Source organism: Acidovorax facilis (assembly GCF_050626955.1).
In the GTDB taxonomy this organism is placed as follows: domain Bacteria; phylum Pseudomonadota; class Gammaproteobacteria; order Burkholderiales; family Burkholderiaceae_C; genus Acidovorax; species Acidovorax facilis.
The window spans coordinates 1,847,538-1,861,713 of record NZ_CP192460.1; the positions used below are offsets into that span (position 1 = coordinate 1,847,538).

General features: G+C 65.5%; 13 protein-coding genes. 5 read left to right on the top strand and 8 right to left on the bottom strand.

Going from position 1 to position 14,176, the window contains the following annotated elements; translation table 11 throughout:
• Positions 1-60 precede the first annotated feature (60 nt).
• Positions 61-1,995: a propionate--CoA ligase gene (locus tag ACQ4MJ_RS08290; RefSeq protein WP_431173708.1), complete on the bottom strand. Its 1,935-nt coding sequence runs from the start codon at positions 1,993-1,995 to the stop codon at positions 61-63.
• A gap of 274 nt (positions 1,996-2,269) precedes the next feature.
• Between ACQ4MJ_RS08290 and ACQ4MJ_RS08295 the strand changes: the two genes are divergently transcribed.
• The 3 genes from ACQ4MJ_RS08295 to ACQ4MJ_RS08305 are packed head-to-tail and all read left to right on the top strand — an operon-like array spanning position 2,270 to position 5,562.
• Positions 2,270-3,238 carry a chromate resistance protein ChrB domain-containing protein gene (locus tag ACQ4MJ_RS08295; RefSeq protein WP_431153000.1) on the top strand — a complete coding sequence of 323 codons (969 nt, stop codon included), beginning with the start codon at positions 2,270-2,272 and terminating at the stop codon, positions 3,236-3,238.
• Complete coding sequence (chrA, locus tag ACQ4MJ_RS08300) at positions 3,235-4,602, top strand: chromate efflux transporter (protein WP_431152999.1); 1,368 nt, start codon at positions 3,235-3,237, stop codon at positions 4,600-4,602. Before ACQ4MJ_RS08295 ends, chrA begins: the two co-directional genes overlap by 4 nt.
• Before the next feature lie 33 nt (positions 4,603-4,635).
• Entirely contained in the window at positions 4,636-5,562 is a 927-nt protein-coding gene (locus ACQ4MJ_RS08305) for a Fe-Mn family superoxide dismutase (protein ID WP_431152998.1), read from the top strand.
• Between the two features lie 201 nt (positions 5,563-5,763).
• Here ACQ4MJ_RS08305 and ACQ4MJ_RS08310 read toward each other — a convergent pair whose 3' ends face one another.
• From ACQ4MJ_RS08310 to ACQ4MJ_RS08335, 6 genes are all read right to left on the bottom strand, one after another.
• Positions 5,764-6,393: a hypothetical protein gene (locus ACQ4MJ_RS08310; protein ID WP_121420143.1), complete on the bottom strand. Its 630-nt coding sequence runs from the start codon at positions 6,391-6,393 to the stop codon at positions 5,764-5,766.
• A 195-nt stretch (positions 6,394-6,588) separates the two neighbouring features.
• On the bottom strand, positions 6,589-7,776 hold the full coding sequence (locus ACQ4MJ_RS08315; RefSeq protein ID WP_431152997.1) for a hypothetical protein: 1,188 nt from the start codon (positions 7,774-7,776) through the stop codon (positions 6,589-6,591).
• Positions 7,777-7,888: 112 nt separating this feature from the next.
• The gene (locus ACQ4MJ_RS08320; protein ID WP_055396123.1) at positions 7,889-8,494 is read right to left on the bottom strand and encodes an isochorismatase family protein; all 606 of its coding nucleotides are present in this window, start codon (positions 8,492-8,494) and stop codon (positions 7,889-7,891) included.
• 88 nt (positions 8,495-8,582) lie between these two features.
• Positions 8,583-9,497 (bottom strand): ribose-phosphate diphosphokinase, encoded by a 915-nt coding sequence (locus ACQ4MJ_RS08325; RefSeq protein WP_055396125.1) that lies wholly within the window; start codon positions 9,495-9,497, stop codon positions 8,583-8,585.
• Positions 9,498-9,499: 2 nt separating this feature from the next.
• Positions 9,500-11,116, bottom strand: coding sequence for a thymidine phosphorylase family protein (locus tag ACQ4MJ_RS08330; protein WP_233559260.1), 1,617 nt, complete (start codon positions 11,114-11,116; stop codon positions 9,500-9,502).
• Positions 11,117-11,261: 145 nt separating this feature from the next.
• On the bottom strand, positions 11,262-12,398 hold the full coding sequence (locus ACQ4MJ_RS08335; protein ID WP_431153096.1) for a PQQ-dependent sugar dehydrogenase: 1,137 nt from the start codon (positions 12,396-12,398) through the stop codon (positions 11,262-11,264).
• Positions 12,399-12,619: 221 nt separating this feature from the next.
• On the opposite strand from ACQ4MJ_RS08335, the gene ACQ4MJ_RS08340 reads away from it, so the two are divergent.
• On the top strand, positions 12,620-13,195 hold the full coding sequence (locus ACQ4MJ_RS08340; RefSeq protein ID WP_055395932.1) for a C40 family peptidase: 576 nt from the start codon (positions 12,620-12,622) through the stop codon (positions 13,193-13,195).
• A gap of 20 nt (positions 13,196-13,215) precedes the next feature.
• Here ACQ4MJ_RS08340 and ACQ4MJ_RS08345 read toward each other — a convergent pair whose 3' ends face one another.
• Entirely contained in the window at positions 13,216-13,602 is a 387-nt protein-coding gene (locus ACQ4MJ_RS08345; RefSeq protein WP_431152995.1) for a hypothetical protein, read from the bottom strand.
• Between the two features lie 280 nt (positions 13,603-13,882).
• Between ACQ4MJ_RS08345 and ACQ4MJ_RS08350 the strand changes: the two genes are divergently transcribed.
• Positions 13,883-14,134: a GlsB/YeaQ/YmgE family stress response membrane protein gene (locus ACQ4MJ_RS08350; protein WP_055395928.1), complete on the top strand. Its 252-nt coding sequence runs from the start codon at positions 13,883-13,885 to the stop codon at positions 14,132-14,134.
• The last annotated feature ends 42 nt before the right edge of the window (positions 14,135-14,176 follow it).

The following is a 14,176-nucleotide window of genomic DNA, read 5'->3' on the forward strand; positions in this document are numbered from 1 at the left end:
GCCCCACGCGAACAGCACGGCGGCCCTTGTACGGAGCCCACTGCGGGTCGAAAAGGCTCGTCACCCCACCAGGTCCTTCACCTGTTGCAGCGCCGCCGGGTCTTCCATCGTCGTCAAGTCACCCGGGTCGCGCCGCTCGGCCACGGCCTGGAGAGCGCGGCGCAGCAGTTTGCCGCTGCGGGTCTTGGGCAGCACGGTCACGAAGTACACACGCGACGGCCGGGCCACCGCGCCGAGCTGGTGGTCCACCTGCTTCATCACTTCGCCTTCGAGCTTGAGGCGCGCTGCATCGTCCGTGAGGCCCGACGCATCGCGTGCCACGGCAAATGCCATGGCGACCTGGCCCTTCAGGCTGTCGGCCACGCCCACCACGGCCACTTCGGCGATGTTGGGGTGGGAGGCAATGCTCTCCTCGATCTCGCGCGTGCCCAGGCGGTGGCCTGCCACGTTGATCACGTCGTCCGTGCGGCCCAGGATGAAGTGGTAGCCGTCGGCGTCGCGGATGCCCCAGTCGAAGGTGCTGTAGATCAGCCGACCGGGAATGCTCTTCCAATAGGTGTTCACAAAACGTGCATCGTCGCGCCACACGGTCTGCATGCAGCCGGGGGGCAGCGGGCCTTCGATGGCGACCACGCCTTTCTGGTTGGCACCGGTCAGTTCTTCGCCGTTGCTCTCGTCGATCAGCTTGACGTGGTAGCCGTACATGGCCTTGCCGGGGCTGCCAAAGCGTGTGGTCTGCTGCTCCACGCCATTGGCCAGCGTCAGGATGGGCCAGCCGGTTTCGGTCTGCCAGTAGTTATCGATGATGGGCACCTGCAGCGCGTCGCTGATCCACTGGGCCGTGGGCTCGTCCAGCGGCTCGCCCGCCAGCCACAGGGCCTTGAGGGTGGAGACGTTGTACTTCCTGAGCCAGCTGGCGTCCTGCTTCTTGAGCACCCGCACCGCCGTGGGTGCCGAGAACATGTGGGTGACCTGGTACTTTTCGACAATGCTCCACCACACACCGGCATCGGGTCGCGTGGGCAAGCCTTCGTACATGATGGTCGTCATTCCCGCGATCAGCGGGCCATAGACGATGTAGCTGTGACCCACCACCCAGCCGATGTCGCTGGTAGCAAAGTAGGTGTCACCCGCTTTGGCATCAAAGATGTGCTTCATGCTGGCGGCCAGCGCCACGGTGTAGCCACCGGTGTCGCGCTGCACGCCCTTGGGTTTGCCCGTGGTGCCGCTGGTGTACAGCGTGTAGCTAGGGTGGGTGGACTCCACCCATTCGCACGGCACCACGGTGTTCAGGTGCTGCTCGCGCAGCGGCGCCCATTCATGGTCGCGGCCCGGCTGCAGGTGCATGGGGGCCAAGCCGCGGTTCACCATGAGTACAGCGGCGGGCTTGTGTTTGGAGAGCGCAATGGCCTCGTCCAGCAATGGCTTGTAAGGCACCACCTTGCCACCGCGCGACCCGGCATCGGCGCTGACCACAGCCACGGGTTCGGCGTCTTCGATGCGCGAGGCCAGCGAGCCCGACGCAAAGCCGCCAAACACCACCGAATGCAGCGCCCCAATGCGCACGCAAGCCAGCATGGCAAAAGCGGCTTCGGCAATCATGGGCATGTAGATGAGCACGCGGTCGCCCTTCTTCACCCCCAGGCTCTGCAACACGGCTGCCATGCGCTGCACTTCAGCATGCAGCTCGGCAAAGCTGTAGCTGCGCTCGGTATCGGTTTCGGTCGAAATGGCCACCAGCGCCGCCTGGCTGGCGCGCGTGGCCAGGTGCCGGTCTACGGCGTTGTGGCACAGGTTGGTGGTGCCGCCCACAAACCATTTGGCAAAGGGCGGTTTGCTGTAGTCGCACACCTGCTGGGGCTGCGTCTTCCAGTCGATCAGCTGCGCCTGTTCGCTCCAGAAGGCGTCGCGGTGGTCGATGGACTGGCGGTAGAAATCAGCGTAAGCGGTCATTGTGGGGGTCTCCTCGGCATCTCTCTCGGCCTGCCAAGACAGCAGGTTTTGAATTCATAATTATTCATAACGGGCTTGCGGCAAACTGACGCAGGGCTTGGCATCGGCCCTGAATCCACTTACACGGCGCCACATCTTCATGGACAAAAGCGACTGCCGCCCTGCATTGGGCGCTGTTCCTGTGTACCGGATGCCTGTTCGTCTGCACCGCTCCCTTGTATGACCAGAAGCACCCGGCATGCAAGGAATCTTTGGTGATGACGATTTTTGAAATAGAAATAACTATTTCACTACTTAATGCATATACTTCAATGCCATGTGGTCCACCCTCATCATGACGCTGCCGACGCAGCCCAACGCCGTGCGGCTGCGCATCTGGCGCAATCTCAAGGCACTGGGTTGCGCCGCCCTGCGCGACGGCGCCTACCTACTGCCTGAAGAACACGCAGGCCTGCTGGCGCCCATCGCCGCCGAGGTGCGAGAACACGGCGGCACGGCCATGCTCCTGACCCTGACCGCTCCTGACAACATGCAGCGCCAGGAGATCGAAGCGCTGTTCGACCGCACGGAGGCCTTCTCGCAGTGGCGCGACACGGCCAGCACCTTGCAAGCCGAGCTCGCACAGCTCACGGAAACCGAAGCGCGCCGCCGCCTGCGCAACGTTGCCGATGCACTGCAGGCACTGCACCGCATCGACTACTACCCCGGCGCCGCAGCCGCGCAGGCCGATGCTGACCTGGCCAGCCTGCGGCAGGCCCTGGACGTTTGCTTCTCGCGCGGGGAACCCGCCGCCCTGCCGGCCCATGGCATCAAGCGCCTTGACACCGCCCAGTTCCAGAACCAGCGCTGGGCGACGCGGGCGCGGCCCTGGGTGGACCGCCTGGCCTGCGCCTGGCTGATCCGCCGATTCGTTGACCCGGGTGCGCGTTTTGTGTGGCTGGCCGAACCGGCATCGCCGCCTGCTGATGTCCTGGGCTTTGACTTTGATGGCGCCCGGTTCACCCATGTGGGTGCCCTGGTGACCTTCGAGGTGCTCATTGCCAGCTTCGGGCTCGAAGCCGACCCCCGCCTGCAGCGCCTGGCCCGCGCCGTGCACTATCTGGACACCGGCGGCATGCCCGTGCCCGAAGCCGCCGGGCTGGAGGCCGTGCTGGCTGGCCTGCGCGAAGTGCATGCGGATGACGACGCCCTCGCCCAGGCCGCCGCGCAGGTGTTCGACGCCTTGTACGCCGTGCCAACCACCCTTCCATCCTCTCAGACTCCGCTGACCAGCGCCGCAACATGACCACCCCTGCGCCCACCCCCTCCGCCCTGGACCGCCCCACCCCCGTAAGCTTTGGCGAGGCCTTCCTGTTCTGGCTCAAGCTCGGTTTCATCAGCTTTGGCGGGCCTGCAGGTCAGATTGCGATCATGCATGCCGAGCTGGTGGAGCGCCGCCGCTGGATCAGCGAAAAGCGATTTCTGCACGCCCTCAACTACTGCATGCTGCTGCCCGGCCCCGAGGCGCAGCAACTGGCCACCTACATCGGCTGGCTCATGCACCGCACCTGGGGCGGCATCGTGGCCGGGGCGCTGTTTGTGCTGCCTTCGCTGTTCATCCTGATCGCGCTGTCGTGGGTGTACCTGCGGTTTGGCGATGTGCCGGTGGTGGCGGGCATCTTCTATGGCATCAAACCCGCCGTGACCGCACTGGTGCTGCACGCAGCGCACCGCATTGGCACGCGGGCTCTCAAGAACCGCTGGATGTGGGGCATCGCTGCTGCATCGTTTGTGGCCATCTTTGCGTTCGATACGCCCTTCCCTGCCATCGTCCTGACGGCCGGGCTGATAGGCTACTTTGGCGCACAACGCTGGCCTGGCGTGTTTGCCCTCGGAGGCGGCCATGCTGACGGCCACAAGGGCTACGGTCCAGCACTGATCGACGACGACACCCCCACGCCCGCCCACGCCCGCTTCTCGCGCAGCCACCTGGCCAAGGTGCTGGCGGCCGGGCTGGCGCTGTGGCTGGCGGCCATGGCAACGCTGGTCGTCACCCAGGGCGTACAAGGCACGCTCACGCAGATGGGCTGGTTCTTTACCAAGGCCGCGCTGGTCACCTTCGGCGGCGCTTATGCCGTGCTGCCGTACGTCTACCAGGGCGCTGTGGAGCAATACCAGTGGCTCAGCGGCCCGCAGATGATCGACGGCCTGGCGCTGGGCGAGACCACGCCCGGCCCGCTGATCATGGTGGTGGCCTTCGTCGGCTTCGTGGGCGGCTGGCTGCAGCAGGTGTGGGGGCCGGAAGCGCTGTTTGCAGGCGCTGCTGCCGCCGCCACGGTGGTGACGTTCGTGACCTTTCTGCCCTCGTTTATCTTCATCCTTGCGGGCGGCCCGGCGGTAGAGGCCACCCACGGCAAGCTCGGTTTCACCGCCCCGCTGTCGGCCATCACCGCCGCAGTGGTGGGTGTGATCCTGAACCTGGCGCTGTTTTTTGCCTACCACCTGCTATGGCCCAAGGGTTTTGGCGGGGCGTTCGATGCCGTGTCGGCGGTGATCGCCGTGGGCGCACTGCTGGCGCTGTTCCGCTTCAAGCTGGGGGTGATGCCGCTGCTGGGGCTGTGCGCGGCCGTGGGGTTGGCAGTGACCTTCCTCAAACCCTGGCTGGCCTGAACCAGTTGTCATCCACTTCCCGGGAGTATCCCCATGCAAGCACGCCCCCAAGCCCTTCCCCTTGACCCGGCCACGCTGCCCGGCCTGTCCGAAAGGCTGCTGCGCAGCCACCACCAGAACAACTATGGCGGTGCGGTGGCGCGGCTCAACGCCATCCGGGCGCAGCTCTCGGGGCTGGACTTTGCCTCCACGCCCGGCTTTGTCGTCAATGGACTCAAGCGCGAGGAGCTGATCGCCAGCAATTCGATGCTGCTGCACGAACTGTACTTTGGCAGCTTGGGCGGCGGTGGCGCCGCCCCTGCCCCCGGCATGTTGCTGGCCCTGGGGGCCAGCTTCGGCAGCGCGGAGCGCTGGCGTGAAGAGTTTGTCGCCATGGGCAAGGCACTGGGCGGCGGCTCGGGATGGGTGCTGCTGGTGTTCCAGCCGCGCGATGGCACGCTCGTCAACCAGTGGGCCAGCGACCACACCCAGGCTGCTTCCGGTGGGGTGCCCATCCTCGCGTTGGACATGTATGAACATGCCTACCACCTCGACCACGGCGCTGCAGCGGGCGCGTATGTCGATGCCTTCATGGCCAATATCGACTGGCCTGCCGTGTACGAGCGCTACCAGCGCGCGGTCCACGCCGCCAGCGAGGGCTTGGAAGCATCGGTACAAGACGCGCATCAGGCACGCCATCGCATCGATGTGCGCCGCGCTGGTGTTTACAACGCCGCCACCACCATCCTGCCCGATGCCCCCTGGCGCGACCCGGTGGCCATCGACGCCTGGGCCGGTGAGCTGCCGACCGACGAAGAGGTGGTGGTGTACTGCGTCTATGGCCACGAGGTCAGCCGTTCCGCCGCGTTGCGCCTGCGTGCCGCAGGCATCAAGGCGCGTTTTCTGCAAGGTGGCATCGACGGCTGGATCGCGGCGGGCCAACCGGTGCAAGCCAAAGCCTCAGCATTGCCCACGGGTTGAGCCGGGACTGACTGGACACCCGTCCACAGCTTCGTTGTATCTCTAAAAATGATAGCTATCAGCGCTTGTTGGTTATGCGCTAGAGGCAAAAATCACTCCTATTTCTAATCGCGGCCCCGTGTGTCGCAATGATCGGGGTTTGGGCCCATTCCATGCGCCATACCTTGGCTCACTCAGAGGCGGCCCAAACCTCTACCCATCTCACGATGCCGGTTCAGCAACCGCCCGGGTGCGCAGCCTGCGCTCATAGGACTCCCGCTCGCTGAAAGCCACAATGCGCCGCCCGCGGTAGTGCGCGTATTCGTCCACAAAGGCCTGCACGCTTGCGTACGGCCCGGCGATGTGGCCTGGGCGTTTGGAATCGGCAAAAAAATAATGCTGCCCGCCCCGTTCGAACGACACCAGCCAGTGTCGGCGCAGCGTGTTGCCGCGCACAGAGACGGGGTCGAACTCGATCATCAGGTAGCGCGGCTGCACGCCGGGTTGCAGGGTTCGCAGCGTCTCCAGCGCAAAACGGGCCACGTCCACACACACGCCGCGGGGGGCTGCAAAAAAGGCGTCAGGCGCCAGGATGGGCATGCGCCCGCTGGCCTGGCGCTGGGTTTCAGACAGCTGCATCGCGCGGTCTGTGTCGTACCGGAACCGCGCGCCAATCCAGGCGTTGATATCTTCTGGGCTCTGCCAGCGCTGCAGCGCTTCGTCGTATGTCGGCGCGTCGATGAATGGGCCACGCGGGGCAAACGCCGCCTCGGGGGCGTCGGAGTTGGGATCCGCGGCCTGTGGGACTGCACTGCAGCCACTGAGCGCCGCCAACGTCGTGAACGTCGCCAATAGCCATGCACACGACGTAAAGAACGACCGCCTCGCCCCTTCAGGCGCCGCGCGGCGCAAGTTGACCCAAAAAACAGGGGAAGACGAAGAATAAAAATGTCGGTACATGAAAAACCACCTTGTTGGGCTGCCCAAGCATAGGCTTTGGGCGCTCGGGTGTCTTCAATTAGATGACCGCCGCTGACCAGTGCTACCTCACGCCGCTGCCCCACCCCAACGCGCAGGGTCTGGCGCCCAGCCCTCGTTATCGACAATGTCCAGCAAGGCGCCCACACTGCTCCCCAGGTCCACGGACAACACCTCGACCGCCGCTTGCGCCCCGGCATCGCGGCGCTGCGCTGTGGTCACAAAAGCGGTAAACGCGGCCCAGTCGCGCGCCATGTGGTCCACCAGAATGCGCGCCAGCTCATAGGACAGCAGGTTGCCGTCGTCGGTGCGCTGAAACGACGTGCCCGCCCAGAACTCCTGCATGCGCTCGGGCGTCCAGAAGCGTTGGTGCAGATGGTGCAGTTGCGCGGGGGTGTGCTGTGCTGGTGGCGCGCCCTTCAGGCGGCGCTCGGTGTTGACAGCCAGGCCCTCGTCCAGCCAGGTGGGCAGGTGCAGGTGGGCCAGCGCGCTGTGCGTCATCTCGTGGGCAATCACCGGCTCGATGGCTGCAAGGTCGGCTGCCACGACCACAAAATGCGGGCAACCGAAGTGGATGAACATGCCGCCGCTGCGCGCAAACTCGCCGTCCGATCCATAGAACTGCGCGACGTAGTGGTAGTAGGTGTCCTCGTCATCCAGCACGAGCAAGATGCTTTTTTCGGCCACGGGGAAATGCGCCATGCCCGCCAGCAGCCGGTCGATGCGCTGACGTGTGGTGGTCACATAGCGCGCGGTGGCGCGCGCCACTGACGGTTCCAGCGGCGACAGGATGAAGCAATCCGCCCCTCCGTGCAGATGCATGTGCGTGCCCAGCGCATCGCGCAGGTGCAGCAGCCAGGCGCGTCGGCCCTGGTTCAGCGCGTCGGCCACGGCCGCCGGTGCACGATTGCCCGCGCCGTGGGCCCAGGCGTCCAGCGCGGGCCAATCCAGCTGCGGCAGATTCTGTGTGTTTTGCAGATGCCCCCGTACGTCAAAACTCGCAACGCCTGGCGCCTCAAGGTGCTCGGGGGCTGGCTCGGCCTCCCCTGCACCAGATTCACCGGGCGCCGGCACTGCGGCGGACTGCAGGTGGATCTTCACCAGCCAGGCACCCAGGAACGGCAGCACCCACACACCGCCCGTGAGCATCGTTTTGCGAAAACCTTGCAGTCCGGTGCGCACAATCTGGCGGGTGGCCTGGACATTCAGGACCAGCAACACCACGAGCAGAACGAGGCCAATCAAGACAGGGGACATGGGCGAATGGGAGCAATCAGCGCCCTCGGCGGTGCCTAACGAGTACTACTATTTTGATAGCTGCTAGCGCTTGATAGATAAGCGCTAGATGGCAAAAAGACTCAAAAACTGGCTACTTGATCAAGCCCAGCACATCCTTGAACGCCGGGTGCTCGCAGGTGCCCAGCCATTCAAACGCCACCATCTCGGTGGTCACCAGCTCGGCGCCCGCGCCGGCCAGGCGGTCGAAGGCGGCGTCGCGGTTGCGTTCGGTGCGCGAGCCGCAGGCGTCGGTCACCACCCACACCTCAAACTCGTCCTCCAGCAAATCGAGTGCGGTCTGCAGCAGGCAGACATGGGCTTCGCACCCGGCAATGACGATGGTGCCGCGCTCGGGCTCCTGTTGAGCGGGTTTTTGAAGGTGCTTGGGCAGGCTGCGCGCGTTGCCGCCCTGCTGCGGCTTGGCCGGGGGGCGCAGCCATTCGCCCAGGCCTTCTTCGGCGGCGCTGAAGTGCATCTTGGCCAAGGTCTTCTGGCACAGGGCGCGCAGCGCGGGGTCGTTGGCACCCAGTCGCGAGGGGTTTTGCTCGGTGCCCCACACGGGCACATCCAGCATGCGGGCGATCTCGGCCAGGCGGCGTGCGTTGGCCAGCACGGCGGGGCCTTCAAAGATGGCGGGCATCAGGCGCTCCTGGTAATCGACCAGGACGAGTTGGGATTCGGTGGCGTCAAGCAGCATGGTGGAACCGTTTCTGTATTCGTTGAATCGCTGTGCGGGCGCAGCGTCGGAGGCAATGGCGCATTGTCGCAGCCCGAGCCCGGGGTTTTCAGGTGCGAAGGACGGACTGCAGCGCGGTGGCCAGCGGCCCGGCCATGGCCACGGCGTTGCTCGGGTGCGGGATGCAGTCCGTGCTCCACACCTCCCCTACCCCGGCTTCATGCAGCACCTGCAGCGCATCGCCCGCAAACAGTGCGTGCGTCACTGCCACATCCACCGAGGCGGCACCCGCCTGCAGCAGCAACCGCGCGGCCAGCGCCAGCGTGCGGCCGGTGCTGGCCATGTCGTCCAGCAGCACCACGGCCCGGCCTTGTGCGTTGAGTGAGGGCAGTTCAATGGCCACATGGCGGTCGCCATGGCGCACCTTGGTACAGACAGCATGGTCAAAACCGTGGCGGGCGGCGGCCTGGGCGATCCACTGGGCGGATTCGCCGTCCGGGCCTACCAGGAGTGCATTGGGGCGCCGATCAGCGATCAGGTCGGCCAGTGGCTCGGCGCCGCTGAGCACCACGGCCTGCGGCACTGTAATGGCCTGCTCCAGCCGGTTTATGCGGTGCAGGTGCGGGTCCACCGTGATCACCGCGTCGAACAGGCCCGCCAGAAACCCGCCCACCACCTGCTGGCTCACGGCCTCGCCGGGGTGGAAGGCGATGTCCTGCCGCATATAGGCCAGGTACGGCGCTACCAGCGTGAGCTGCTGCGCGCCCAGGCTGCGGGCCGTGCGCGCGGCCAGCAGCAGTTCCACCAGCTTTTCATTGGGCTGGTGCAGGCTGCGCAGCAGCACCACCCGCCGGGGCAGGCGGCCCGCCGCGTTGACGGGCAAACGCAGCTTGAGTTCACCATCGGGGAAGCGGTGGCGCTCGACGGCCTGGGCAGTCATGCCAGCTGCCTGCGCCAGGCGCAGCGCAGGGGCCTCTTCGTCGGCAAAGTACAGCAGACACGCTTGGTGGGGGGCAACAGTCACTGTCAGAACTCCACAAAAACCTTGGGCACCTCGTCAGCGGTCCCCAGGCGGTAGCCGGTGTCACGCTCGCATGCGTGGCGCGCAAACTCCAGGTCGGCCGGGTAGCTGGCGTGCACGCGGTACAGCACGTCCCCGGCAGCCACGGTGTCGCCCAGCTTGTGCATCAGGTCCACCCCGGCGCCGGGCACCTTGGGCGCACCGGCCAGTCGGGCCACGCGGGCGATCTGGTAGTTGTCGATGCCCGCGACAACGCCGCTGGCGGGGGCCACCACGTCCAGTGTCAGTACACCCAGTGCCGGGTGGTTGTGGTCAAACCCTGTGCTGCCCTGGGCGGCGATGATGGCGTTCATGCGCGCCAGCGCCCGGCCAGAATCAAGAATGTCGCGCGCAATCGCGTAGCCGTCGCCGCCGCGCACATCAGGGTCGCACTCGATCAGGCGCCCAGCCAGGCGCAGCGCCTTCTGCCGCAGGTCGTCGGGTGCGCGCGGGTCGTTCTGCAGCACGCGCATCACGTCGCGCGCCTCCAGCACCGGGCCCACGCCGTTGCCCACGGGCTGGCGGCCATCGGTGATGACCACGTCCAGCGACAGGCCCATGCGCCGCGCCACATATTCAAACAGGCGGCGCAGACGCTGTGCGTCGGGCATGGAGCGCACCTTGGCCGTGGGGCCGATGGGGATGTCGAGCACGAGGTGCGTGGCACCGGCCGCCACCTTTTTGGACAGGATGGACGCCACCATCTGCCCGGCGGAGTCGATGGACAGCGGCCGCTCCACCGAGATCAGCACATCGTCGGCGGGCGACAGGTTGGCCGTGCCGCCCCAGGCAAGGCAGCCCCGGTAGTCGCGCACGATGTCGGCCAGCTGTTCCAGCGGCAGCTCGACCTTGGCCAGAACCTCCATGGTGTCGGCCGTGCCGGCAGGGGATGTGATGGCGCGCGAAGACGTCTTGGGGCACAACATGCCGTGCGCCGCGACGATGGGCACGACCAGCATGGTGGTGCGGTTGCCGGGGATGCCGCCAATGCAGTGCTTGTCCACCACCAGCGGTTCGTGCCAGTCCAGGCGCCGGCCGCTGGCCACCATGGCATCGGTGAGGAAGAACACCTCCTCCCGGTCCAGCTCGCTGCGGTGGCAGGCCACTACAAAGGCGGTGAGTTCGATCTTGGAATACCGGTGGTCGGCGATGTCGCGCACGATGGCGCCAAAGTCCTCGCGGGTGAGGCGCTCGCTGGCGATCTTGCGGAACAGCGCGCCCATCGATTCGGGCGGCTCGGCCTGGGCGACCGACACGGTGTGGCCGTTGTCCACGCCCAGCTGGGCAAACGCGTCTTCCGACAGGCCCAGCTCGTTGCAACCCACGATGGCAGGGTCGTCCACCACGTTGACCGTGGCCAGGATACGGCGGCCATTGGCGCGCACCTCGATCTTGGACAGGGCCTGGAAGCCCTCGGCCCGATACACGGCGCAGTCGCGGTGCAGGTAGGCGACGTTTTCGCGCCAGGTGTCGATGGCCACGCGGCGCAGGGCCAGCTGAGACCGGGGCGGCGCGTCGGCCGAAGCGGATGGCTCTGCGGGATCAGAGGCAGGAGAGGAAGAAGAGGACGGCTCGGAATGCATCGCGTCAGCCTAACTCCAAAGTGGCCACCAAGACCCTGGGTACACCCCGCGCGACGGCGTCTGGAGCGTAGATCTTTCAGCCGCCATGACCTAGGTCAAGGCTGCCATGCTTCCTGGGGCGGTTTCACTCCCGTTCTCACGCTTGTCAGTTCGGCTGCAGCCGCAGCAACCGGCCTTGCGGGCTGTCAGTCACCATATAGAGCAAGCCATCCGGCCCCTGGCGGACATCACGGATACGTTCGCCATTGCCTTGCAGCAGTTTTTCCTCACGCTGTACCTTGCCGCCCGCCACCTCCAGGCGGTGCAGGGTGCCAAATTTGAGCGAACCGATGAACAGGCTCCCCTGCCACGCTGCGCCATAGCGCGCGCTGGTCAGAAAAGCCACGCCCGACGGCGCAATCGACGGCACCCAGTAGTGCAGCGGCTGCTCCATGCCCGCCTTGGCTGTGCCTTCGCCCAGCTTGCCGCCGCCGTAGTTTTCGCCATAGGTAATCACCGGCCAACCGTAGTTGCGGCCCGGCTGGGGTTGGTTGATTTCGTCGCCACCCTGCGGGCCGTGCTCGTGCATCCACAGCTTGCCGTCTGGCCCCAGCGTTGCACCCTGGGGGTTGCGGTGGCCGTAGCTCCAGATCTCGGGCAAGGCGCCAGGTTGTTTGGCGAACGGGTTGTCGGGCGGCACGGCCCCTTCGGGGGTGATGCGGATGATCTTGCCGTGGTGGTTGTCGAGCTTTTGGGCATCGTCCTTGCGGTGGTAGCGGTCACCCAGGGTCAGGAACAGGTTGCCGTCCGCCGCCTGCACGATGCGGCATCCAAAATGCAGGCTGCTGTCGACCTTGGGCCGCTGGCTGAAGATCACCTTGACGTCCTGCAGGCTGCGAGCATCCTCGGACAGCGTGGCCCGGGCCAGCGCCGTGCTGTTGCCGCGTGCGCCCGCCGCTGCGGGCTCGGAAAAACAAAAGAAGATGCGGCGGTTGCGGGCAAAGGCAGTGTCCGTCACCACATCCTGCAGGCCGCCCTGCCCGCCTGCTGCCACAGCAGGCACCCCGGCCAGTGGGGGGCTGACCTGCCCGCTGGCACTGACAACCCGCATGCGCCCCGGCCGCTCAGTGATCAGAAACTGCCCCTGCGGCAAAAAGGCCACCGCCCAAGGGTGATCCAGGCCCTGGGCCACGGGCACCAGCGCCACCGCCGGTGTGGTGTTCTGGGCGTCAGCACTGACTGAAACCCCTGCCACTACCAAAAAGATAGTTGCTTGCGCTTTTACAGCAAGCGCTGGAGGCATTTTTGACTTGAATTTCATAAGGCTGCGCTCCTGAAAAAGCGGTGGAAACCACCCGTCCCCGGGCGACGCCCGAGGTGCATCGTCGGAGTGTGCCTGCAGGGGCTGTCAGGGCCTTGTGATCCCTGGGGAAACCCGGGGTTTTGATTTACTTCAACGAAATCAACGGCTTGCAAAGGTGATTATTTTCGATAAGCAAGCGTTGCGTGTTACCCTTCGCCCCCATGTCCCGATGGCTTTGCATACTTCTCCTGGCCTGCGCCACCACCGCCCAGGCTGCGCCGCAAGCGGCAAACCCTGACGATATGGACCGTTTCATCACGGACAAAGGCCTGCTGACGCGGCTGGAAGACGTGAGCCACAAGGTGGCGGACCGGGCCCACACCGTGGCCGACCAAGCATCTTCCCTGGTGGTCAACGCCATGGGGTTTCTGGGCGTGCCCTATAAGCGTGGTGGCAGCAGTGCCGAAACAGGCTTTGACTGCAGCGGCTTCGTGCGTGCCATGTACGAACAGACCGTGGGCCTTTTGCTGCCCCGCCGTGCAGATCAGCAAGCTGCCGCCACCCAGGTCATCGACAAAAAAGAGCTTCAGCCGGGTGATCTGGTGTTCTTCAACACCATGCGCCGCAATTTCAGCCACGTGGGCATCTACGTGGGGGACAACAAGTTCATCCATGCTCCTCGAAGCGGCGCCCAGATCCGTGTGGAAGACATGGGCGTGGCCTACTGGGCCCGCCGCTTCAATGGTGCGCGCCGCGTGGCGGGCACTGCCGACGGCGACACCGCGCAAGCCAAATAACCGCCGGCCTGCGGCACCGGTTACTTTTTGATCTCGTACACCGTTTCGGTGCTGCGGATCGGGCCTCCCACCACATTCACCGGCCCCAGCGAAGGGTCGCGCAACATGGCTTTGGCCGTGGCCATGTCGGCCTGATAGCGTGCCCGGGCCTGGGACTCACAGCTTCTGCGCTCCGCCGCAGCCATGGTGCGGCATTCCTCCAGGCTGACCTTGAGGCCACCGCCTGCCTCGCGGATGGCGGTCTGGTAGCGTTGCTGAGGGGTCGTGTCCGGCACCGCACCGCGCGCCAGCGAAGCCTCATCGCCATTTTGTGCGGCCGCAGTGGTAGGCAGCGCCACGGCGCCACCCAGGGCCAGCGCGACCATCAACACCAGGGAGAAAGAACGGGTTTTGGGGATTTGGGTCATCAGTCTTCCTTAAAGTGCAGACGCTTGAATGTAGGGCCCAGCGCACGCAGGCTTGGCAAGCACCCGCCGCACCAGGATGTCAGACAGCACCCACAACCCGCTACCGACCGCTTGCAGCGTCATCCAACAGCGCCGACACACGGAGCGAATGCACGGCGAGAACAGGCGACGGCGCGCCACCAGACGGGACGCCCACAGGGCGCGTTGTCCGACACCCCCACTTTCCCGCCTTCTTTAGAGTCAGCGCATCGCCGTCGTAACAACACAAGGGGAAACAATTATGGTGTCATTGATCGGAACGCTGGTGGTCGGTCTGGTGGTGGGTCTTCTGGCCCGGGCCTTCAAGCCGGGGGATGACAAGCTGGGGTGGATCATGACCGCACTGCTCGGGGTGGCGGGTTCATTTCTGGCCAGCTATCTGGGCCTGGCCATGGGCTGGTACCAGCAAGGCGAGGCCGCAGGCTGGATCGCTTCGGTGGTGGGCGCCATGCTGCTGCTGGCGGTATACAGCCTTGTAAAGGGCAAAAACTGATGAAATGATGGCTTCAACGCTACTGTTGGCAGCCGCTCCTTC